Source organism: Hydrogenophaga sp. GW823-FHT04C09 (assembly GCF_058796355.1).
Genome location: NZ_JBXAIO010000002.1, coordinates 291339 through 313232, shown reverse-complemented (window position 1 = coordinate 313232; position 21894 = coordinate 291339). Strand labels below are relative to the sequence as shown.

The window sequence follows — 21894 nt, the reverse complement described above, 5'->3', positions numbered from 1 at the left end:
CCCTTCCGCAGAAGGACTTTCAGCCATGAGCGACGCGCAAACCCGAATCGACCAGCTGGTCAAATCCCACGACATCGTGTTGTTCATGAAGGGCAACGCGAGCTTCCCCATGTGCGGCTTCTCCGGCCGTGCGATCCAGATCCTCAAGGCCTGTGGCGTCGAGACGAAAACGCTGACCACCGTCAACGTGCTCGAAGACGACGGCATCCGCCAGGGCATCAAGGAATACAGCAACTGGCCCACCATCCCGCAGCTCTACGTCAAGGGTGAGTTCATCGGCGGCTCGGACATCATGATGGAGATGTACCAGTCCGGCGAACTGCAACAGGTCATCAACGGCGAAGCCTGATCCCGTTCTCCTCTCGTGCGCCAGCCAGGGCCACCTTCGGGTGGCCTTGTTGTTTCTGGTGCGCGATTTCGCACACCTCGTGCCCATCTTTCGGAATGCGGTGACTTTGCCGGGCATTTCTGCATTGAGGTCGGGCATGTTGTGTGCTTGAATGAAATCGCCACCGAACCTCAAGGAGAATCGCATGAGCTCTCGCAGCCTGGTCGCTTCACCCTCCCTCGGTCTGCCCATCGCCCAGATGCGCAGCGTGTTCAGCGCCGACGACGTCGAGCGCAAGCTGGCCCACCTGCAAGCCAGCGGCAACGAACGCGACTACGAAAGCCTTCGAAACACTTGGCAGCGCATGCTGGAGCGCGGTCCCCAGCGCTTCGCGGTCAAGCCCTCGGGCGTGCCCGACATGGCACCGCTCTACGACCTGCTGCCCAATTTTGGTGAAGTGCTCGACGATGTGAAGCGCCACGTGGCGCTGAGCCAGGACAGCCGCGACAGCCTGGAAGTCACACCCATCCTGCTGCTGGGCCCGCCCGGCGTCGGCAAGACCCACTTCGCGCGCCAGCTCGCCGACCTGCTCGGCACGAGCATGAGCCTGGTGCCCATGAGTTCCATGACGGCCGGCTGGCTGCTCTCGGGCTCGTCCTCGCAATGGAAAGGCGCCAAGCCCGGCAAGGTGTTCGAGGCCCTGGTGGATGGGCAGTACGCGAACCCGGTGATCGTGGTGGACGAGATCGACAAGGCGGCTGCGGACGCGCAGTACGACCCGCTGGGTGCGCTCTACGGCCTGCTGGAACACGACACGGCGCAGAGCTTCGTCGACGAGTTCGCGGAAGTGCCGATCGACGCCAGCCAGGTGATCTGGGTCACCACGGCCAACCACGAGCGCGGCATCCCCGAGCCCATCATGAACCGCATGAACGTGTACGAGATCTCGCCGCCCTCACCCGAGGCCGCGCGCAAGATCGCGGCCCACCTCTACCGGGGCATTCTGGGGGAGCACGACTGGGGCCAGCGTTTTGACCCCGAACCGGCCAACGACGTGCTGGATTTGCTGGCGACGCTCGCGCCGCGGGAGATGCGCCGCGCGCTCGTCACCGGCTTTGGCAATGCGCGGCTGGACAACCGCTATCGCATCGAACCCGAAGATCTGCCTCGCGCGGGCGCGGGCAAAGGCCGCATCGGCTTTCTTCAGTAAACGGCCTGGCGCGCTCAGGCGTCCGGGTGGGCCCAGTTCCTGGCCGCGGCATAGACCGCGTTCGGGTACTCGGCGCGGCCCCGGCTGCCGTTGTAGCGGCCGAGCGCCAGGAAGGTATCACCGCGTTCGCGGTCCAGGTAGTGGCGCAGGATCACGCAGCCAAACCGCAGGTTGGTCTGCATGTTGAAGAGCCGGCTGGCATCGCCGTCGCCGATCAGGCGCGACCAGAACGGCATGATCTGCATGTAGCCCCGAGCGCCCACGTGCGAAATGGCAAACTTGCGGAACGCGCTCTCGACCTGCACCAGCCCCAGCACCAGGGTGGTGTCCAGCCCCGCGCGCCGGGTTTCGTACCAGAGGGTCTGCAGGAACTCGATGCGGGTCTGGAAATCCGGCTTGCGGCGCTGCAGCCGGTCGCTAGAAGCGCCCAGCCAGCGCAGATAGGCCAGGCGTTTTTCCAGGTCGGTGAACTCGGGCACGGGCGGCGCGCTGTTGGCGATCGCAGCGCTCAAGGCACCGCGCACCGAATCGGCCAGGGGCTCTTCCAGTTGGCCACCGGCGTGCGCGACCGGGGACAGAGAGCCCAGGCCCAGCGCGCCGGCAGCCAGCAGGCAGTCGCGGCGCGACCAGACCAGCGGCTTCATGCGCCCAGCTTGCCCTTCAGGAGCGCCACCACCTCGCCCAACGCCACCTGGGTGGCGGCGGCATCGCGGCGGTGCTGGTATTCCACCTGCCCGGCCTTGAGGCCGCGGTCGCCGATGGTGACGCGGTGCGGCACACCGATGAGCTCCCAGTCCGCGAACATGGCGCCGGGGCGCTCGCCCCGGTCGTCCAGGATCACATCCACGCCAGCCGCCAGCAGCTCGCTGTACAGCTGTTCGGCGGCGACCTTCACCTCGGGGCTGCGGTCCATGCCGATGGGGCAGACCACCACCGTGAATGGCGCCAGCGCGTCGGGCCAGATGATGCCGCGTTCGTCGTGGTTCTGCTCAATCGCCGCGGCCGGCAGGCGCGTGATGCCGATGCCGTAGCAGCCCATCTCGAAATGCGCGGGCTTGCCGTCCTCGCCCAGGAAGGTGGCGTTCATGGCCTTGCTGTACTTCGTGCCCAGGTAGAACACGTGGCCGACCTCGATGCCACGCTCGATCGCCAGCACGCCCTGGCCGTCGGGCGAGGCATCGCCTTCGACCACGTTGCGCAGGTCCGCCACCAGGGTCGGCTCGGGCAGGTCGCGGCCCCAGTTCACACCGGTCATGTGGAAGTCCGGCTCGTTGGCCCCGCAGATCCAGTCCGCCAACACGGCCACCTCGCGGTCGACCACGAGATTCACCGGCTTCTTCAGGCCGATCGGGCCCAGGTAACCTGGCTTGCAGCCGAAGTGCGCATCGATCTCGGCGCCGGTGGCGAACCGGAAGCCGGCGTTGAGCCCCGGCACCTTTGCCACCTTGACTTCGTTCATGTCGTGGTCGCCGCGCAGCAGCAACAGCCAGACCTGGCTCTTGGCGACCTCGCCCGCCTCGTCGAGTTCGTCGGTGGCCAACACCAGCGATTTCACCGTGGTGGCCAGAGGCACGCCCAGCAGCGTGGCCACGTCGGCGCAGGTGGCCTTGCCGGGCGTGGGCGTCTTGACCATGGGGTTGGCTGCCGCGGGGCGCGGTCCAGCCGGCGCCAGCGCCTCGGCCTTTTCCATGTTGGCGGCGTAGTCGCTCGCCGGGCAGTAGACGATCGCGTCTTCCCCGGTCGCGGCGATCACCTGGAATTCCTCGCTCAGATCGCCGCCGATGGCGCCGCTGTCGGCCGCCACGGCGCGGTAGCGCAGGCCGAACCGGTCGAAGATGCGCCGGTAGGCCGCGGCCATCACCTGGTAGCTCAGCTTGGCTGTCGACTCGTCCCGGTCGAAGCTGTAGGCGTCCTTCATGATGAATTCGCGGCCCCGCATGAGGCCGAAACGCGGGCGCCGCTCATCACGGAACTTGGTCTGGATCTGGTACAGGTTCTTGGGCAACTGCTTGTAGCTGCGGAAATCCTGGCGTGCAATGTCAGTGACCACTTCCTCACTGGTGGGTTGCACCACGAAATCTCGGTCGTGCCGGTCCTTGATGCGCAGCAGCTCGGCCCCCATCTTGTCAAAGCGCCCGGTTTCCTGCCAGAACTCCGCCGGCTGGATCACCGGCATGGTGAGCTCCACCGAACCTGCCCGGTTCATTTCTTCGCGCACGATGGCCTCCACCTTGTGGATCACGCGCAAGCCCATGGGCATGTAGCTGTAGATGCCAGCGCCGAGCTTCTTGATCATGCCGGCGCGCGTCATCAGCTGGTGGCTGACGACTTCCGCGTCGGCCGGGGCTTCCTTGAGGGTGGAAATCAGGAACTGGGAGGCTTTCATGGGCGAGCTGGGTTCTGCCGCGAGGCAGTGTTGCGGTACATCGGAGGTGGGAACCGGGAGAACGGCGCATCCGGCGATCTGGACGGCCCACCTGCGCCCGGAGATGCAACAGGTGTGTGATCACTTCGCAACTTGCATGCCGCGATGCATAATGAACACAGTTTAAAAATTTGGGGTTGATTATGCTTGACAGAGAAGGCTTCAGGCCCAATGTCGGCATCATTCTGCTCAACCAGCGAAACCAGGTGTTCTGGGGCAAGCGCATCCGCTCACACTCCTGGCAGTTTCCGCAAGGTGGCATCGACAGAGGCGAGACACCTGAGCAGGCGATGTACCGCGAGTTGCACGAGGAAGTCGGGCTCATGCCCGAGCACGTGAGCATCGTCGCCCGCACGCGCGACTGGTTGCGCTACGAAGTGCCGGACCGCTTCATCCGCCGCGATGCACGCGGCCACTACAAGGGGCAGAAACAGATCTGGTACCTGCTGCGCCTCGTGGCGCAGGACTGGAACCTGAACCTGCGCGCGACCAGCCATCCGGAGTTCGACGCCTGGCGCTGGCACGACTACTGGGTACCGCTCGACGTGGTCGTGGAGTTCAAACGAGGCGTCTACGAAATGGCGCTCACCGAACTCTCGCGCTACCTGCCCAAGAACGACACCCGCAACCGCTACCTGCGCGGTGGCTCCCGCCACCGCCACGACGAAAGTCCCGAATCCTCGTCCCTGTCGGCCCCACCGCCGGGCCTGGAGCTGCCCCCGGGCGCCAGTTTTGATCCCGACCCGCAGAGCGGCTCCCGCTCTGCCCACATCGAACACAAATGACTTCTGCCCGCCACCGGTTGCCGCGATGCCTGTCCGTCGCAGCGGCCCTGATTTCGTTTCTGGGTTTCAGCCCTGCATTGCAGGCCCAATTGCGAGACGACCCGGACGCCCCTGCGTGGCAGGAAGCGGCGGTCAAGCCGCCGCCCACTTTCAGCATCGACCAATTGCAGGCCTTCGAGGTCTCAGCCGGTACGGCGTTGAGCTACGGTATCGACCCCAAGACCTTGAGCGTGGGCGAGGACGGTGTGGTGCGCTATGTGCTGGTCGCCCGCAGCTCCAGCGGGGCGCTCAATGTGCTGTACCAGGGCCTGCGTTGCCAGACGGCCGAAGTCAAGACCTATGGACGCTGGAACAACAACGCGTCCAGCTGGAACGTCAACGCCAAGGAAGCATGGCAAGAGCTGTCGTTCTCCGGACCCACCCGCCCCGCCATGTTGCTGGCACGGGCGGGCATCTGCGAAGGCCGAACCATCAACGGCAGCGCGCAGAAAATCCTGCACACCCTCAAACACGGCCGCCCGGAAACGCGCTGAGCGGGCCCGGGGGCGCTGGCCTTAGCCGCGCGCCAGGACGAGGTTGTCGCGGTGGATCATTTCGGGTTCAGCCACGTAACCCAGCAAACGCTCGAAGTCCTGCGATGACTTGCGGCAGATGAGCCGGGCCTCGCTGCTCGCGTAGTTGGCCAATCCGCGCGCCACTTCGGCCCCGCGCGCATCGCGCACCGCGATCACATCCCCTCGGGAGAACTCGCCGTCGACGCCCGTCATGCCGATAGGCAGCAGGCTCTTGCCTTCGCCCACGATCTTGCCGACCGCGCCATCGTCCACCACGACGGCGCCACGCAACTGCAAATGATCGGAAATCCAGCGCTTGCGCGCCTGGTGCTTGGGTGTCTGGGCCACGAGGCAGGTGCCGATGGCTTCACCCGCCGTCAGTCGCAACAGCACGTCGGGCTCGCGGCCCCAGGCGATGACCGTGGAGGCCCCGGAACCGGCGGCGCGTTTGGCGGCCAGTATCTTGGTGATCATGCCGCCCTTGCCAATGCCGCTGCCCGCGCCGCCCGCCATGGCTTCCAGGCGTGCATCGCCAGCGCGGGCCACGTGAACAAACTGAGCGGAAGGATCGCGCCGGGGATCGGCCGTGTACAAGCCCTTCTGGTCGGTCAGGATCACGAGCACGTCGGCCTCCACCAGATTGGCCACGAGCGCGCCCAGTGTGTCGTTGTCGCCAAACTTGATTTCGTCGTTGACGACGGTGTCGTTCTCGTTGATCACCGGCACCACGCCCAGCTGGAGCAATGTCAACAGGGTCGAGCGGGCATTGAGATAACGTTCACGGTCCGCGAGGTCGGCGTGCGTCAACAGCACTTGCGCGCTGCCGACGCCACAACCGCGCAGCTTGGTCTCGTACATCTGCACCAGGCCCATCTGCCCTACGGCCGCCGCAGCTTGAAGTTCGTTGATCTCCTTGGGCCGCACGGTCCAGCCCAGGCGTTTCATGCCTTCGGCCACCGCGCCGCTGCTGACCATGATGACCTCACGCCCCTGCTGCACCAGGGCCGCCAATTGCTGACTCCATTGCCCGATGGCTTCTTCGTCAAGGCCGCGGCCCTCGTTGGTCACCAAGCTGGAACCCACCTTGACCACGATGCGGCGAGCGGTCTTGAACACGGCCGCCGGGGCCATGCCATGCACATTCATTGAATCAACAGGCGAAGAGGTTGAGGCGATGTCCATGGGCAAATGGGCTCGGAGTCAGTGAGTGTCAGGACCATTCACGAAGCGGGGATCCACATCCACCGGCGCTTGCATCGACTGATGCACCTGCGCGATGTGCTGGTAGATCTTCTGCACCAGCAGTTCGCAACCCTCGCGGGTAAGCGCTGAAATTTCGAAGACGGGCCCCTTGTATTTCAGGCGTTTCACGATGTCCTTGACCCGGGCCTCCCGCTCCTCGGTGGGCACCATGTCCAGCTTGTTGAGCACAAGCCAACGAGGTTTCTCGTACAGCTTCTGATCGAATTTCTTCAACTCCGCCACGATGGCCTTGGCCTGCGCGACAGGATCGACCCCTTCATCGAAGGGCGCCACATCCAGCATGTGCAGCAGCAGGCGCGTGCGTTGCAGGTGCCGCAGGAACTGGTGTCCCAGGCCAGCGCCCTCCGACGCCCCTTCGATCAGCCCGGGTACATCGGCCACCACGAAGCTCTTCTCCGGCCCGACGCGGACCACACCCAGATTGGGATGCAAAGTGGTGAAAGGGTAGTCGGCGATCTTGGGGCGCGCGTTGGAGATGGCCGCGATCAAGGTCGACTTGCCCGCGTTGGGCATGCCCAACAAGCCGACATCGGCCAGCACCTTGAGCTCCAGCTTCAAGCTGCGCTTCTCGCCTGGCCAGCCGGGCGTCTTCTGACGCGGCGCCCGGTTGGTCGAACTCTTGTAGTGCATGTTGCCGAAGCCACCATCGCCCCCCTTGGCGATCGTCACCTGTTCACCGGGCTGCAGCAACTCGAACAGCACTTCGCCGGTCTCCGCATCCGCGATGATGGTGCCGACCGGCATCTTGAGCACGATGTCGTCGCCCTTGACGCCAAACATGTCCGAACCCTTGCCGTGTTCGCCGCGATGCGCTTCGAAGCGGCGGGTGAACCGGAAATCCACCAGGGTGTTCAGGCTGGCGTCCGCCACGGCGTACACATGGCCACCACGGCCACCGTCGCCGCCGTCGGGCCCCCCGAACTCTTTGTATTTTTCATGCCGGAAAGATGCGCAGCCATTGCCGCCATCGCCCGCAGCGACATCGATCGTGGCTTCGTCCACAAATTTCATGACATGCTTTCCAGGAAGGAACTGCTAGAGAAGGGCCAAACAAAAAGCCCGCACGGGCGGGCCTTTTGCATTCAACGTATCACATGTGCCTCATCGCACTGCACCGATTTTTCAATCTTGCAGCACGGGAGCACGCCCGCTCAGACGGGGGTGATGCTGACAACCTGACGGTTCAGCGCGCCTTTGATGGCGAAGCTCACGTGGCCATCGACCGTTGCAAAAATGGTGTGGTCCTTGCCCACGCCCACGTTCATGCCGGGGTGGAATTTGGTACCGCGCTGACGCACGATGATCGAGCCAGCACTGACCAGCTCGCCACCAAACGCCTTCACGCCGAGCATCTTGGGCTTGGAATCGCGCCCGTTTCGCGTTGAGCCGCCGCCTTTTTTCTGTGCCATGTTGACTTACTCCTCAGGCTGCGATCGAAGCAATCTGCAGTTCGGTGAAATTCTGACGGTGCCCTTGGCGCTTCTGGTAGTGCTTGCGACGGCGCATCTTGAAGATGCTGACCTTGTCGTGCCTGCCGTGGGCCAACACCGTGACCGTGACCGTTGCGCCGGAAACCAAGGGAGTGCCAACCTTGATATCGGTGCCGTTGCCGACAGCGAGTACTTGGTCAAACACGATCTCTTGGCCCACATCCGCAGCAATCTGTTCTACTTTAATTTTTTCGCCAGCAGCAACACGATACTGTTTGCCACCGGTTTTTATGACCGCGTACATATGAACCTCTTTAAAAATTCCACGAATGGAAGCCCGGCGGACCCAATTCCACCGAGCCTTAGATTTTAGCATGTGCCCGGAAAACCGGCAAGCGGCTGGCATGCCACAGCCTTTTCGGCTCGCTGGCGCGGCCATTTTCAGAGGGCCTGGGGCACCGTTCCTATAATCCCAACCCGGCCCGACACCCCCTACCGATCCCGCGTTTCCACCTTGACCACCCCCATCAATTCCCCCGCCAGCCCCTTGGAGCTGATCCAGCCCGACATGCAGCGGGTGGACCAAGTCATCAGCGAACGCCTGACCACCGAGGTACCGCTGGTCCGGGAAGTTGCTCAGTACATCATCTCGGCGGGCGGCAAGCGCTTGCGCCCGGCCTTGCTGCTGCTGGTCAGCGGCGCGATCAACAGCCAGAACCCCCAGCGCCACACGCTGGCGGCCGTCGTGGAGTTCATTCACACCGCGACCCTGCTGCACGACGACGTGGTGGACGAGTCCACCTTGCGCCGGGGGCGCGAGACCGCCAACGAGCGGTTTGGCAATGCCGCCAGTGTGCTGGTGGGTGACTTTCTTTACTCCCGCGCCTTTCAGATGATGGTGGACATCAACGACATGCGCGTGATGCAGGTGCTGTCCGACGCCACCAACGTGATCGCCGAAGGCGAAGTGCTTCAACTCATGAACATGCACGACGCCACCATCGACGAGGCCGCGTACCTGCGCGTGATCCGCTCCAAAACGGCCAAGCTGTTCGAAGCCAGCGCCCGCTTGGCGCCCATCCTGGCGGGCACGGATGCCCATACCGAGGCCCTGTGCGCGGAGTACGGGCAGGCCCTGGGCACTGCCTTTCAGGTCATCGATGACGTGCTCGACTACGAGGGCAGTGCCGATGAACTGGGCAAGAACCTGGGGGATGACCTGCGCGAGGGCAAGGTCACGCTGCCCATCATTTGCGCCCTGCGTTCCGGCTCCGAGGCGCAGAAGGCGCTGCTGCGTCAGGCCATCGAACAGGGCGACGTGGCGCACCTCGATGCCATCAGGGACATCATTCTTCAAACGGGTGCCCTGGATGCGGCTCGGGTCAGTGCGCACGCGGAGGCCCAACGGGCAATCGAGGCCGCCAAGCAACTGCCGGTCAATGCCTACAGCGCAGCTTTGCTACAATTGGCGGCTGGCCTGCTTGAGCGTCGATCTTGAGCAGCCACGGAAGGCCAACGGCCTTCAGACGATCGACCATTTTCGGTCCATCGGGGTGTAGCTTAGCCAGGTAGAGCGCTACGTTCGGGACGTAGAGGCCGGAGGTTCGAATCCTCTCACCCCGACCAGTTTCCCCCTTTCAGACATTGCCGTTCAGACCGAGCCAACGACCGGCCGGTCGGATTTCGCGTCCTCGATACAACGGCCAGCGGGGGAATCCGCATTTCCGACACAAGTTGCCTCAATAATGGCGGGCAAGTCCTTGATTTACGATAAATAGAAATCTATGGCGTCCGTCGAAACCGTCCCCCAGGAGACCCCGTCCATGGCCTTGCCAGGCCTGGGCCGCGCGCTTGTGTCTGCGGGGAAGCTTGGCCAGAAGGCGGCTGAAGATCTTTATCGCAAAGCACAAAGCGGCCGCTCCAGCTTCATCGCAGAGCTGACCGGCTCAGGGGCTGTGTCCGCTTCGGATCTGGCCCACACCATGTCGGTGGCTTTTGCCGCGCCACTGCTCGATCTGGACGCGATCGACGTGCAACGCCTGCCCGCCGGCCTGCTGGATCCCAAGATTTGCAGCGACTACCGCATCGTCGTCCTGAGCAAACGCAACAACCGCTTGATGGTGGCCACGGCCGATCCAGCCGACCAACAGGCCGCCGAGAAGATCAAGTTCGCGACCCAGATGGGCGTGGACTGGGTGATTGCCGAGTACGACAAGCTCAGCAAACTGGTGGAGACCCAGACCACGAGCGTCAACGACACGATGGACAACATCATCGGTGGCGAGTTCGAGTTCGACGAGGCGGCCACCGAGACGAGCGTGAGCGACGTGACCGACAAGGCGTCGGAGGTCGACGACGCGCCCGTGGTCAAGTTCCTGCACAAGATGCTGATTGACGCATTCAACATGCGGGCATCCGACTTGCACTTTGAGCCTTACGAGCACAACTACCGGGTCCGTTTTCGGGTGGACGGCGAACTGCGTGAAATTGCGTCGCCGCCGATCGTGATCAAGGACAAGCTGGCGTCGCGGATCAAGGTGATCTCCCGCATGGACATCTCGGAGAAGCGTGTGCCCCAGGACGGGCGCATGAAACTCAAGATCGGACCGGACCGCGTGATCGACTTTCGGGTCAGCACCCTGCCCACCTTGTTCGGCGAGAAGATCGTGATCCGTATTCTGGACCCGAGCAGCGCCAAGGTCGGCATCGATGCCCTAGGCTACGAACCCGAGGAAAAAGAGCGGCTGTTGAACGCGATCAGCCGGCCATACGGCATGGTGCTGGTCACCGGCCCCACGGGGTCGGGGAAAACGGTGTCGCTGTACACCTGCCTGAACATCCTGAACAAGCCAGGCATCAACATTTCCACGGCGGAAGATCCGTCGGAAATCAACCTGCCGGGTGTCAATCAGGTCAACGTCAACGAGAAGGCGGGCCTGACCTTCGCGGCGGCCCTCAAGGCATTTCTGCGCCAGGATCCCGACGTGATCATGGTGGGTGAGATTCGCGATCTCGAAACGGCGGACATCTCGATCAAGGCCGCACAAACCGGTCACATGGTGCTGTCCACCCTGCACACGAACGACGCGCCGACCACACTGACGCGGATGATGAACATGGGCATTCCCACGTTCAACATCGCCTCCAGCGTGATCCTGATCACCGCCCAGCGGCTGGCCCGTCGCCTGTGCGCCACCTGCAAGGCGCCGCTGGACGTACCGCGCAAGGCCCTGGTGGACGCCGGATTCAAGCCGGAAGACCTTGATGGCACCTGGACGCCCTACAAGCCCGTGGGGTGCTCGGCCTGCAACAACGGCTACAAGGGCCGCGTCGGCATCTACCAGGTGATGCCCATTTCGGAAGAAATCCAACGCATCATCCTGCGTGGTGGCAGCGCGCTCGACATTGCCCAGCAGGCCGGCAAGGAGGGCGTTCGCACGCTGCGCGAATCGGGTCTGCTCAAGGTGAAGCTGGGCATGACTTCGCTGGAAGAAGTGCTCAGCGTGACCAACGAGTGATGCAGTTCCAGACACAAGGCTCAGAGGGATAGAGGGACACCATGGCAACCGCAGTATCCAAGAACGTCAAGGACGCCGTCTTCGAGTGGGAGGGCAAAGACCGCAACGGCAAGACCGTGCGTGGAGAAACACGGGCCGCGGGAGAAAACCAGGTGTTGGCTGCGCTGCGGCGCCAGGGCATCGTGCCCGGCAAGGTCAAGAAGCGCCGCATGAGTTCGGGCAAGCGCATCAAGCCCAAGGACATTGCCATCTTCACGCGCCAGCTGGCCACCATGATGAAAGCCGGTGTGCCCCTGCTCCAGGCGTTCGACATCGTCGGCCGGGGCAACGCCAACCCCAGCGTCACCAAGCTGCTCAACGACATCCGCACCGATGTGGAAACCGGCACCTCGCTGAGTTCGGCGTTTCGCAAACACCCGTTGTACTTTGACAGCCTGTACTGCAACCTCGTGGAAGCCGGTGAAGCCGCCGGTATTCTGGAGGAGTTGCTGGACCGCCTGGCCACTTACATGGAGAAGACCGAGGCGCTCAAGTCCAAGATCAAGTCGGCGCTGATGTACCCGATCGCCGTGATCATCGTGGCCTTCGTGGTGGTGACCATCATCATGATCTTCGTGATCCCCTCGTTCAAGGAGGTGTTCTCCTCCTTCGGCGCCGATCTGCCCGCGCCGACCCTGTTCGTGATCGCGATAAGCGAGTTCTTCACCGAGTACTGGTGGTTGATCTTTGGCGTCCTCGGTGGCGGCTTCTACTTTTTCATGCAGGCCTGGCGGCGCAATGAGAAGGTGCAGCGGTTCATGGACCGCCTGCTGCTCAAGCTGCCGATCTTTGGTCCATTGATCGAAAAATCGGTCATCGCCCGCTGGACGCGCACGCTGGCGACAATGTTCGCGGCGGGCGTGCCCCTGGTGGAAGCACTGGACTCGGTGGGTGGTGCATCGGGCAACTCGGTCTACGCCATCGCCACCGAACGGATCCAGCAGGAGGTGTCGACCGGCACCAGCCTGACCAACGCCATGACCAATGCCAACATCTTCCCATCCATGGTGCTGCAGATGTGCGCCATCGGTGAGGAGTCGGGCTCCATCGACCACATGCTGGGCAAGGCCGCCGACTTCTATGAAGCCGAGGTCGACGACATGGTGGCGGGCATCTCCAGCCTGATGGAGCCCATCATCATCGTCGTGCTGGGGACCGTCATTGGCGGTATCGTGGTGTCGATGTACCTTCCCATCTTCAAGCTGGGCCAGGTGGTTTGATGCTGGCGGAAGCGGGCGTGCCGGGCGCGGCGCTGCTGGGCTTGCTCGGCTTGTTGGTGGGCAGCTTTCTCAATGTGGTGATTCACCGCCTGCCCAAGATGATGGAACTGCGCTGGGCGGCCGAATGCGCGGATCTTCAGAACACGGTAGAGAATCCGGCAGCGGCCTCACCAGAAGCTGAAACATTCAACCTGATGGTGCCGCGCTCGCGCTGCCCGCATTGCGGACATCAGATCCGCTGGTTCGAGAACATCCCGGTGTTCAGCTACCTCGCGTTGCGCGGCCAATGCAGCCAGTGCAACGCGCCGATCAGCGCACGCTATCCGGCGGTAGAGTTGACGGCCGCGGTCCTGTTCGCCTGGTGCGGGTGGCAATGGGGGCTGGGCTGGGAGGCCCTGGCCTGGTGCGGCTTTTCTGCGGCGGTGCTGGCACTCGCGTGCATCGACTGGGACACCACGCTGCTGCCCGACGACATCACCCTTCCCTTGCTGTGGGCCGGCCTGTGCGCAGCAGGTCTGCGACTGACAGACACCGCGCTCCCGGACGCTCTCTGGGGGGCTGTGGCAGGCTACCTGTCGCTCTGGCTGGTGTACTGGGCCTTCAAGCTGATCACGGGCAAGGAAGGCATGGGCTACGGTGACTTCAAGCTCTTCGCCGCCTTCGGCGCGTGGTTCGGCTGGCAAGCGTTGATCCCGGTGATCTTGATGGCCTCGGTGATCGGTGCCGTGGTGGGCATCGCCATCAAACTCAAAGGCAACCTGCGCGAGGGAGGCTATGTGCCTTTCGGCCCCTTCCTGGCATTGGCCGGCTTGACCTCGATGGTCTTTGGCCCTTCGGCCATTCTGGCCGCCATCGGCCTGTGAGCCAGACGCCTCACAGGCCGCCCCTGCGGCTGGGACTCACCGGTGGCATTGGCAGTGGCAAGAGCACGCTGGCGCGCCTGCTGCAGGCCCGTGGCGCCGGTGTGATCGATGCCGACGCCATCTCCCGCCGCAGCACCGAAGCCGGCGGCGCCGCGATGCCCGCCATCGCACACACCTTTGGCCCGGCATTCCTGGCTCCAGATGGCGCCCTCGACCGGCAGCGCATGCGCGATCACGTGTTCGCACACCCCGAAGCCCGCCACACGCTGGAGCACATCATCCATCCGCTGGTGGGCGCGGAAATCCAGCGCCAGGCCCAGGCATCGGCCTCTGCCTGTCTGGTGTTCGATGTGCCTCTGCTCGTCGAGTCCCCACGCTGGCGGCCTCAGCTGGACCGCGTGCTGGTGGTCGACTGCTCGCCCACCACGCAGATCCGCCGCGTGAACGCTCGCAGTGGATGGGACGCCACCACCACCGAAGCCGTGATGCGCAACCAGAGTCCGCGTGCCTTGCGCCTGGCCGCGGCCGACCTCGTGGTCTTCAACGACGCCGACGACCTGGCCCTGCTGGAGCGCGCCGCTGAGGCCCTGGCCAAGCGGTTCGGGCTATGATGAACCCCCACCCGCCGCTCCGTCCCGCGACCGCCCCGCTGCCGTGATCCTGTACGACTACCCCTTCAACGAACGCATTCGCACCTACCTGCGGCTTGAACAGCTGTTTCGTCGCATGGTGGAACTGGTGCCCCGCAGCCACCCGCTGGATCACCACTATGCGATCCAGACCATCTTCGAGATCATGGACGTGGCGGCCCGGGCCGACATGAAGTCGGATGTGCTCAAGGATCTGGACCGGCACAAGCAGCAACTCATCGGTTTTCGCGGCAATCCGATGATCGCGGAGCAGGCCCTGGAAGAGGTCATCCAGAAGCTGGAAGACTGCTTCACGCAACTGAGCGAAATGACCGGCAAGACCGGCCAGGCCCTGACTGAGAACGACTGGCTGATGAGCATCCGCAGCCGCATCGGCATTCCAGGCGGCACCTGCGAGTTTGATCTGCCCGGCTACTACCACTGGCAGCACCGGAGCGCGGAGGAACGCCGGGCCGATCTGCATCGCTGGTCGGTACCGCTGGCGCCCTTGGCCGAGTCCATCGTGCAGTTGCTCAAGATGCTGCGCGAATCGGGTTCGGCCCAGAAGGTGGTCGCGCCGGGTGGCCAGTTCCAGCTGACCCTGCCGCAGGGCCGCAGCTTCCAGCTGCTGCGCTTGCGCATCGACCCGTCCACGGGGCTCATCCCCGAAATCAGCGGCAACCGGCTGATGCTGTCGGTGCGCCTGATGCGCCACGGCGAAGACGACCGCCTGCATCCAGCGCAGGAGGACGCCGCGTTTGAACTGACCCTGTGCGCCTGAGGTCGGCCGTGAGCGACAAAGCCACCCACACACCCGTCAGAACCGTCCGCTGCCCGAATTGCGGCGGGCCCAGTATCTACGCGCCGAGCAACGCGTACCGTCCGTTCTGCAGCGAGCGCTGCAAGCAGATGGACCTGGGTGCCTGGGCGAACGAGGAATTCGGCCTGCCGGAAAAGGAAGGTCAGAGCGACCCCGGCTTCGAACAAAGCTGAAACCGCCTCCCGCGGTTCAGCAGACCGACCTCAAACCGTCTGTTCGGCCGCCAGCCATTCCAGCACAGGCACGGTACCGGCCAGCACAGGGGCACACGACACCGGCAGGGTTTGCCAGCCAAACTGCTGGCCTTCGCGCATCTGCAGCTCACCGGTCCAGTCGCGCACCTTGCAGAAATGCAGCCGCACCAGTCCATGCGGGTAGTCCACCATCGACACTTTCCAGATGTGCGCGGTGCCGATGGTCAGGCCGATCTCTTCCTGAAGTTCGCGCCGCAGCGCCTGCTCCACGGTTTCACCCGCCTCCAGCTTGCCGCCCGGAAACTCCCAGTACCCGGCATACACCTTGCCCGGTGGACGGGATGTCAGCAGGAAAGCACCATCGGGAGCGATCAGCACGCCAACGGCCACGTCCACCACGGGCCGATCGGCAGGACGCGGCGCGTCCTGGTCGGCATCGACCACCAACACCGGCGCGCTCATGCCTGGATGGCGTGGGTGCCCGCGTAGTCGCGCGCGAACTGGTAGGCCACCCGACCGCTGCGCGAACCGCGCTCCAGTGCCCAGACCAGTGCCAAGGGCCGCGCCGCCGCAATGTCAGCGGCAGGCACACCCATCGAGCTGAGCCACTGCGCGACGATGGTGAGGTACTCGTCTTGGCTAAACGGGTAGAAGCTCACCCAGAGGCCGAAGCGCTCCGACAGGGAAATCTTTTCCTCCACCACCTCGCCCGGGTGCACCTCGCCATCCGCCGTGTGCGTGTAGGTGAGGTTTTCCTTCATGTACTCGGGCAGCAGGTGGCGGCGGTTGCTGGTGGCATAGATCAGCACGTTGGGGCTCGCGGCCGAAACCGAGCCATCCAGGATGGACTTGAGCGCCTTGTAGCCTGGCTCGCCATCCTCGAAACTGAGGTCGTCGCAGAACACGATGAAACGCTCCGGCCGCTCAGCCACCACTTCGACGATGTCGGGCAAATCCACCAGGTCGGACTTGTCCACCTCGATCAGCCGCAGGCTTTGCGGCGCGTATTCGTTAAGGCAGGCGCGCACCAGCGAGGACTTGCCGGTACCGCGCGCACCGGTCAACAACACGTTATTGGCCGGCAGCCCCTGCACGAACTGCAGGGTGTTGCGCTGGATTTTTTCCTTCTGCCCGTCGATCTCCTGCAGATCGTCCAGGCGCATCGCACCCACGTGTCGCACCGGCTCCAGCACGCCATGGCCGCTGCTGCGCTTGCGGTAACGCCAGGCCACGGCGGCGGCCCAGTCGGGCGCCGACATGGGCTGCGGCAGCACCGCCTCGATCCGGGTGATGAGCTGCTCGGCGCGCTGCAGCAGGCGTTCGAAGTGCTCGTTCATGACCGGTAGTCGGCGTTGATGGTCACGTACTCGTGGCTGAAGTCGCAGGTCCACACGGTCTCGCTCGCCGTACCCCGGCCCAGCCCGATTCGCACCAGGATCTCGGCTTGCTTCATGACACGCTGGCCGTCCTCTTCCTTGTAGGCCGGGTGGCGCCCACCGGCGCTGACCACATGCACGTCACCAAGGTGCAGATCGATGCCGTTGACATCCAGGTCGTGAATGCCCGCGTAGCCCACCGCTGCCAGGATGCGGCCCAGGTTCGGGTCGCTGGCGAAGAACGCCGTCTTCACCAGGGGCGAGTGAGCGACCGCGTACGCGGCCAGCAGACATTCCGAGGCGTCGCGGCCACCGTCCACCTGCACGGTGATGAACTTGGTGGCGCCTTCGCCGTCGCGCACGATGGCATGCGCCAACTGCCGCGCCACCGGGGTGAGTGCCGCCAGCAGCGCACGCCCTGCGAGGCTCTCCAGATCGGTGATGGGTGTGTTGCCCGCCCGCCCGGTGGCCACCACGACAAAGGAGTCGTTGGTGCTGGTGTCGCCGTCCACGGTGACGCGGTTGAAGGAAGCATCGGCCAGGCGGCGCGCCAGCGCATTCATCAGCTCGGGCGCGACGGCGGCGTCCGTGGCCAGGAAACCCAGCATGGTGGCCATATTGGGCCGGATCATGCCCGCGCCCTTGGCAATGCCGGTGGCGCTGAGGGTCCGCCCGTCCAGCTCGAAGCGCTGGCTGAAGGCCTTGGGCAAGGTGTCGGTGGTCATGATGCCCTGAGCCGCGGAGAGCCATTGCGCGCCGCCCTCGGTCTGAGGCTGTGCCGCGTCAGCCAGCGCCAGCGGCAGGCCGGCCAGCAGACGGTCCAGCGGCAGCGGCTCCATGATCACGCCCGTCGAGAACGGCAGCACCTGTTCGTGGTGCAGACCGAGCGAGCGCGCCAGCGCGGTGCAGGTCTGGCGTGCGTTGGCCAGGCCCGGTTCACCGGTGCCGGCGTTCGCGTTTCCGGTGTTGATCACCAGCGCGCGGATCGACTGCCCGGACGCCAGGTGGTCCCGGCACACCTGAATCGGTGCGGCCGCATAGCGGTTCTGCGTGAACACCGCGCCCACGGCGCAGCCTTCATCGAGCAGGAACACCGTGAGGTCTTTGCGGTTGGCCTTGCGGATACCCGCCTGCGCCACACCGATGCGCACACCCGCGACGGGCAGCAGATCGGTGGCCAAGGGGGCGTTGAGTTGAACAGGCATGTGAACTCCGTGGATGTACCGTGATGTCCGACGGCCGCGCGACGGCGGGCACCCTGGGGGGCCGCCCTCACGCCACCGTCAGTCCAGCTTGCCGTGGCAGTGCTTGTATTTCTTGCCGCTGCCACAGGGGCAGGGATCGTTGCGCCCCACGCGCGGCACGTCGCCCGCAGGGCGCGCGGCCGCGGCAATGGCCGCATCGGCGATGGTCTCGGCCTCGCCCGTTTCGGTCGGGGCGGTGTAGGTCACGTTGGCGATCTGCTCGGCGCGCTCTTCCAGCCGCTCGGCCGCCTCGGCCATCTGTTCGGCCGATTGCACGCGCACGTTCATGAGCACGCGGGTGACGTCGTTTTTGACGCTGTCGAGCAGTTGGCCGAACAGCATGAAAGCCTCGCGCTTGTACTCCTGTTTCGGCTGCTTCTGCGCATAGCCCCGCAGGTGGATGCCCTGACGCAGGTAGTCCAGGGCCGAGAGGTGTTCGCGCCATTGGCTGTCGATGGTCTGAAGGAGCACCACGCGCTCGAACTGGGTGAAGTTCTCCTCGCCCACCAGCGCCACCTTGCCCTCGAAGACCGTCTTGGCCGCCGCCTGCACGCGCTCGACGATTTCCTCGACATCGATGGCTTCCGCATCGGCCACCCAGCTAGACACGGGCGCTTCCACGGCCCACTCCTCGCGCAGCACACGCTCGAGCGTGGGCAGGTCCCATTGCTCTTCCACACTGCCCTCGGGCACGTACTGGTGCACGAGGTCGGTGAAGCAGCCTTCACGCAGTGCATCGATCTGCGCGCGCAGCGACGTGGCGTCCAGAATGTCGTTGCGCTGCTGGTAGATCACCTTGCGCTGGTCGTTGGAAACGTCGTCGTACTCCAGCAGCTGTTTGCGGATGTCGAAGTTGCGCGCCTCGACCTTGCGCTGCGCGCTCTCGATGCTGCGCGTGACGATGCCGGCTTCGATCGCCTCGCCCTCGGGCATCTTCAGGCGGTCCATGATCGCGCGCACGCGGTCGCCCGCGAAGATGCGCATGAGCGAGTCGTCGAGGCTCAGATAGAAACGCGAGGAGCCAGGGTCGCCCTGGCGGCCCGAACGGCCGCGCAGCTGGTTGTCGATGCGGCGCGATTCGTGGCGCTCGGTCGCGATGATGCGCAGACCGCCCAGCGCCTTGACCTTCTCGTGGTCCTGTTGCCATTGCTGGCGGATCGCCTCGATGCGGGCCGCCTTGGTCGCGTCGTCGAGTGACTCGTCGTTCTGCACCGCGTCGACCATCTTCTCGAGGTTGCCGCCGAGCACGATGTCGGTGCCGCGACCGGCCATGTTGGTGGCGATGGTGATCGCGCCAGGCCGGCCGGCCTGGATGATGATGTCGGCCTCACGGGCGTGCTGCTTGGCGTTGAGCACCTCGTGCGGCAGCTTTTCGGCCTGCAGCAGGCTGGCGATGATCTCGGAGTTCTCGATCGACGAAGTGCCCACCAGCACCGGCTGGCCGCGCTCGTGGCACTCGCGGATGTCCTCGATCGCCGCGACGTACTTTTCCTTGGTGGTCTTGTAGACCCGGTCCAGCTGGTCGTTGCGCTTGCTCGGCCGGTTGGGCGGGATCACCACCGTCTCCAGGCCATAGATTTCCTGGAATTCGTAGGCCTCGGTGTCGGCCGTGCCGGTCATGCCCGAGAGCTTGCTGTAGAGACGGAAATAGTTCTGGAAGGTGATGGACGCCAGCGTCTGGTTCTCTGGCTGGATGGCCACGCCTTCTTTCGCTTCCACGGCCTGGTGCAGGCCGTCGCTCCAGCGACGGCCCGACATCAGACGGCCCGTGAACTCGTCGACGATGACGATCTCGCCGTTCTGGTTCACGTAGTGCTGATCGCGGTGGTAGAGGTGGTGCGCCTTCAGCGAGGTCACCAGGTGGTGCAGCAGCGCGATGTTGGCGGGGTCGTACAGCGAAGCCCCTTCGGGCAACAGGCCGGCCTGGCTCAGCAGGCGCTCGGCATTCTCATGGCCCTGCTCGGTCATGTGGATGGAATGCGCCTTCTCGTCCACGGTGAAGTCGCCGGGTTTGATCACCCCTTCACCCGTGCGCGGATCGGCCTCGCCCTCCTGTCGCACCAGGTGGGGCACCAGCTGCTTGATCGCCAGGTAGACCTGGGTCTGGTCTTCGGCCTGGCCACTGATGATCAGGGGTGTGCGGGCCTCGTCGATCAGGATGGAATCCACCTCGTCCACGATCGCGTAGTTCAGGCCCCGTTGCACGCGGTCGGCGGCCTCGTAGACCATGTTGTCGCGCAGGTAGTCGAAGCCGTATTCGTTGTTGGTGCCGTAGGTGATGTCGGCGCGGTAGGCGGCCTGCTTGTCCTCGCGCGGCGCCTGAGGCAGGTTGATGCCCACGGTCAGGCCGAGGAAGTTGTACAGCCGGCCCATCCACTGGGCATCGCGGCTGGCCAGGTAGTCGTTGACGGTAACGACGTGAACACCCTTGCCTGTCAGTGCGTTGAGGTAGACCGGCAGCGTGGCGGTCAGCGTCTTGCCTTCGCCGGTGCGCATCTCGGCCACCTTGCCATGGTGCAGCGCCAGGCCCCCCATCAGTTGCACGTCGAAGTGGCGCATCTTCATGACGCGCTTGCTCGCTTCGCGCACCACGGCAAACGCCTCGGGCAACAAGGCCTCCAGGGCTTCGCCCTGGGCGATGCGTTGCTTGAACGCCTCTGTCTGCGCCTTCAGCTCGTCGTCGCTGAGCTGCTCGAACTTCGACTCCAGTCCATTGATGCGCTCCACCGTCTTGCGATAGGTCTTCAGAAGACGGTCATTGCGGCTACCAAAGATTTTGGTGAGGAAGTTTGTGGCCATACGTGCGGGCCTGCGCCGGACACCCTGTGGATTCCGGGCAGGCAATTGGAGGTAGGAGGGCTCTCGCGAACCCGGGAGAGCAAACGACGGGAAACTACCCGTGATGTGCCGACGGACGCAGGGCTTTCAAGAGCAAAGCGCGCATTTTACCCGCCGCACCTGCCCCGCGCTCAGGGCCTGCGGGGTCCGGGCCCTGTGGCCTTGGCCACGGCCATGTTTTCGCCCGCGGCCAGGAAGCGCTGCGGATCCTGGGGCACGCCCGAGACCCAGACTTCGAAGTGCAGATGCGGCCCGGTGGAGCGTCCCGTGGAGCCCACTTCCGCGATCTTCTGGCCCCGCTTCACGATATCGCCCTTCTTGACCAGCACCTTCGAGGCGTGGGCATATCGGGTGATGAGGTCGTTGCCATGGTCCACTTCCACCATGTTGCCGTAGGCAGGGTGGTATTCCTGCACCACCACCATCCCGCCCGCGGCGGCCAGGATGGGGGTGCCCGGATCGGACGGGAAATCCAGGCCCGTGTGCAGGGCGGAGCGCCCGGTGATGGGGTCGATGCGAAAGCCAAACGGCGACCCCACCTGCACGCCCGCCACCGGTTGCTCGGTCGGCACCATCGTGCGCTGGATCTTCTGGTCGAACAGGCGCGACTCCACCACCGTCAACCAGTCCACCCTCGAACCGCTGGTCTGGTCGATCCGCTCCAGCGCACCCATCAATTCGTCCATGCTCAGGTCACGCCCCCCCACCAGCGCGCCGCCGGCACCCGGCTTGGGCTTGAACTCCGCCGGGCTCAGGCCCGCCAGGCCTGCGACCCGCTCACCCAGCGAGTCGATCTGCACCATGCGCGCCTGCATTTCGCCCAGCTTGCGGGCCATGGCGTCGAGGTTGGCGCGCATGTAGGCGTTCTGGGTATTGGCTTCGTCCTGGTGCACCAACCGCGCCACCGGCGCAAACCCGGGCCAGCCCTGGCGCACCCCCTCCAGAAACACCCAGTGGTACGTGGTGATCGCCCCCAGCATCAGCAGCACCGACGCGAGCACGCCGACACCGACGAGCTTGAGTCCACTGAGGTGCATGGCGCGGCTCTTGGCCAGCCAGGCGTCCGTGATAATGATGTGCACTGCTCTACCTTTCCAGGCTGCCCAGATTCAACCAGGCCACCTTCATCGCATGTCTACCGCCCCCCGATCCCACAAC

The 21894-nt window shown here is 64.6% G+C and carries 22 protein-coding genes and 1 tRNA gene; 12 read left to right on the top strand and 11 right to left on the bottom strand.

Annotation, left to right across the window (positions count from 1 at the left end; all coding sequences use genetic code 11):
* The first annotated feature begins 25 nt into the window (after positions 1-25).
* Both grxD and AC1Q9M_RS06650 read left to right on the top strand, forming a co-directional pair.
* A complete protein-coding gene (gene grxD, locus AC1Q9M_RS06655) occupies positions 26-349 on the top strand; it encodes a Grx4 family monothiol glutaredoxin (protein WP_291114910.1) in 324 nt (107 codons plus the stop codon).
* Positions 350-533: 184 nt separating this feature from the next.
* A complete protein-coding gene (locus AC1Q9M_RS06650; RefSeq protein WP_492432991.1) occupies positions 534-1538 on the top strand; it encodes an AAA family ATPase in 1005 nt (334 codons plus the stop codon).
* Positions 1539-1552: 14 nt separating this feature from the next.
* On the opposite strand, the gene AC1Q9M_RS06645 is transcribed toward AC1Q9M_RS06650, so the two are convergent.
* Both AC1Q9M_RS06645 and AC1Q9M_RS06640 read right to left on the bottom strand, forming a co-directional pair.
* Entirely contained in the window at positions 1553-2182 is a 630-nt protein-coding gene (locus AC1Q9M_RS06645) for a lytic transglycosylase domain-containing protein (RefSeq protein WP_492432989.1), read from the bottom strand.
* Positions 2179-3924, bottom strand: coding sequence for a proline--tRNA ligase (locus tag AC1Q9M_RS06640; protein WP_444688429.1), 1746 nt, complete (start codon positions 3922-3924; stop codon positions 2179-2181). The genes AC1Q9M_RS06645 and AC1Q9M_RS06640 overlap by 4 nt, the downstream gene beginning before the upstream one ends.
* 182 nt (positions 3925-4106) lie before the next feature.
* On the opposite strand from AC1Q9M_RS06640, the gene AC1Q9M_RS06635 reads away from it, so the two are divergent.
* Complete coding sequence (locus AC1Q9M_RS06635) at positions 4107-4748, top strand: RNA pyrophosphohydrolase (RefSeq protein ID WP_291114902.1); 642 nt, start codon at positions 4107-4109, stop codon at positions 4746-4748.
* Complete coding sequence (locus AC1Q9M_RS06630; RefSeq protein WP_382323377.1) at positions 4745-5281, top strand: CNP1-like family protein; 537 nt, start codon at positions 4745-4747, stop codon at positions 5279-5281. Before AC1Q9M_RS06635 ends, AC1Q9M_RS06630 begins: the two co-directional genes overlap by 4 nt.
* A gap of 21 nt (positions 5282-5302) precedes the next feature.
* On the opposite strand, the gene proB is transcribed toward AC1Q9M_RS06630, so the two are convergent.
* The 4 genes from proB to rplU all read right to left on the bottom strand — a co-directional run bounded on the left by proB (position 5303) and on the right by rplU (position 8299).
* Positions 5303-6433: a glutamate 5-kinase gene (gene proB, locus AC1Q9M_RS06625; RefSeq protein ID WP_382325898.1), complete on the bottom strand. Its 1131-nt coding sequence runs from the start codon at positions 6431-6433 to the stop codon at positions 5303-5305.
* Positions 6434-6502: 69 nt separating this feature from the next.
* The gene (gene cgtA, locus AC1Q9M_RS06620; RefSeq protein WP_382161332.1) at positions 6503-7576 is read right to left on the bottom strand and encodes an Obg family GTPase CgtA; all 1074 of its coding nucleotides are present in this window, start codon (positions 7574-7576) and stop codon (positions 6503-6505) included.
* 140 nt (positions 7577-7716) lie between these two features.
* Entirely contained in the window at positions 7717-7974 is a 258-nt protein-coding gene (gene rpmA, locus AC1Q9M_RS06615; RefSeq protein ID WP_297397423.1) for a 50S ribosomal protein L27, read from the bottom strand.
* Between the two features lie 13 nt (positions 7975-7987).
* On the bottom strand, positions 7988-8299 hold the full coding sequence (rplU, locus tag AC1Q9M_RS06610) for a 50S ribosomal protein L21 (RefSeq protein WP_382161335.1): 312 nt from the start codon (positions 8297-8299) through the stop codon (positions 7988-7990).
* 264 nt (positions 8300-8563) lie between these two features.
* On the opposite strand from rplU, the gene AC1Q9M_RS06605 reads away from it, so the two are divergent.
* The 8 genes from AC1Q9M_RS06605 to AC1Q9M_RS06570 all read left to right on the top strand — a co-directional run bounded on the left by AC1Q9M_RS06605 (position 8564) and on the right by AC1Q9M_RS06570 (position 15257).
* Complete coding sequence (locus AC1Q9M_RS06605; protein WP_382325896.1) at positions 8564-9493, top strand: polyprenyl synthetase family protein; 930 nt, start codon at positions 8564-8566, stop codon at positions 9491-9493.
* Between the two features lie 51 nt (positions 9494-9544).
* Positions 9545-9621, top strand: a tRNA-Pro gene (locus tag AC1Q9M_RS06600).
* Between the two features lie 158 nt (positions 9622-9779).
* Positions 9780-11513, top strand: a complete 1734-nt coding sequence (pilB, locus tag AC1Q9M_RS06595; protein WP_382161347.1) for a type IV-A pilus assembly ATPase PilB — start codon at positions 9780-9782, stop codon at positions 11511-11513.
* A gap of 41 nt (positions 11514-11554) precedes the next feature.
* Positions 11555-12772, top strand: a complete 1218-nt coding sequence (locus AC1Q9M_RS06590) for a type II secretion system F family protein (protein ID WP_291121454.1) — start codon at positions 11555-11557, stop codon at positions 12770-12772.
* Positions 12772-13635 (top strand): prepilin peptidase, encoded by an 864-nt coding sequence (locus AC1Q9M_RS06585; protein ID WP_492432984.1) that lies wholly within the window; start codon positions 12772-12774, stop codon positions 13633-13635. Before AC1Q9M_RS06590 ends, AC1Q9M_RS06585 begins: the two co-directional genes overlap by 1 nt.
* Positions 13632-14246 (top strand): dephospho-CoA kinase, encoded by a 615-nt coding sequence (gene coaE, locus AC1Q9M_RS06580; RefSeq protein WP_382323374.1) that lies wholly within the window; start codon positions 13632-13634, stop codon positions 14244-14246. Before AC1Q9M_RS06585 ends, coaE begins: the two co-directional genes overlap by 4 nt.
* Positions 14247-14289: 43 nt before the next feature.
* On the top strand, positions 14290-15045 hold the full coding sequence (zapD, locus tag AC1Q9M_RS06575; protein WP_291121446.1) for a cell division protein ZapD: 756 nt from the start codon (positions 14290-14292) through the stop codon (positions 15043-15045).
* 8 nt (positions 15046-15053) lie between these two features.
* Positions 15054-15257: a DNA gyrase inhibitor YacG gene (locus AC1Q9M_RS06570; protein ID WP_382161355.1), complete on the top strand. Its 204-nt coding sequence runs from the start codon at positions 15054-15056 to the stop codon at positions 15255-15257.
* Positions 15258-15287: 30 nt separating this feature from the next.
* Here the strand turns inward: AC1Q9M_RS06570 and AC1Q9M_RS06565 are convergent, their stop codons facing one another.
* The 5 genes from AC1Q9M_RS06565 to AC1Q9M_RS06545 all read right to left on the bottom strand — a co-directional run bounded on the left by AC1Q9M_RS06565 (position 15288) and on the right by AC1Q9M_RS06545 (position 21818).
* Entirely contained in the window at positions 15288-15740 is a 453-nt protein-coding gene (locus AC1Q9M_RS06565) for an NUDIX domain-containing protein (RefSeq protein ID WP_382323372.1), read from the bottom strand.
* Entirely contained in the window at positions 15737-16615 is an 879-nt protein-coding gene (locus AC1Q9M_RS06560) for an ATP-binding protein (RefSeq protein WP_492432981.1), read from the bottom strand. Before AC1Q9M_RS06560 ends, AC1Q9M_RS06565 begins: the two co-directional genes overlap by 4 nt.
* Positions 16612-17859 (bottom strand): bifunctional glutamate N-acetyltransferase/amino-acid acetyltransferase ArgJ, encoded by a 1248-nt coding sequence (gene argJ, locus AC1Q9M_RS06555; RefSeq protein ID WP_444688432.1) that lies wholly within the window; start codon positions 17857-17859, stop codon positions 16612-16614. The genes AC1Q9M_RS06560 and argJ overlap by 4 nt, the downstream gene beginning before the upstream one ends.
* 78 nt (positions 17860-17937) lie before the next feature.
* Positions 17938-20697, bottom strand: a complete 2760-nt coding sequence (gene secA, locus AC1Q9M_RS06550; RefSeq protein WP_492432979.1) for a preprotein translocase subunit SecA — start codon at positions 20695-20697, stop codon at positions 17938-17940.
* A gap of 170 nt (positions 20698-20867) precedes the next feature.
* Positions 20868-21818 (bottom strand): M23 family metallopeptidase, encoded by a 951-nt coding sequence (locus AC1Q9M_RS06545; RefSeq protein ID WP_444688434.1) that lies wholly within the window; start codon positions 21816-21818, stop codon positions 20868-20870.
* Positions 21819-21894: the final 76 nt, after the last annotated feature.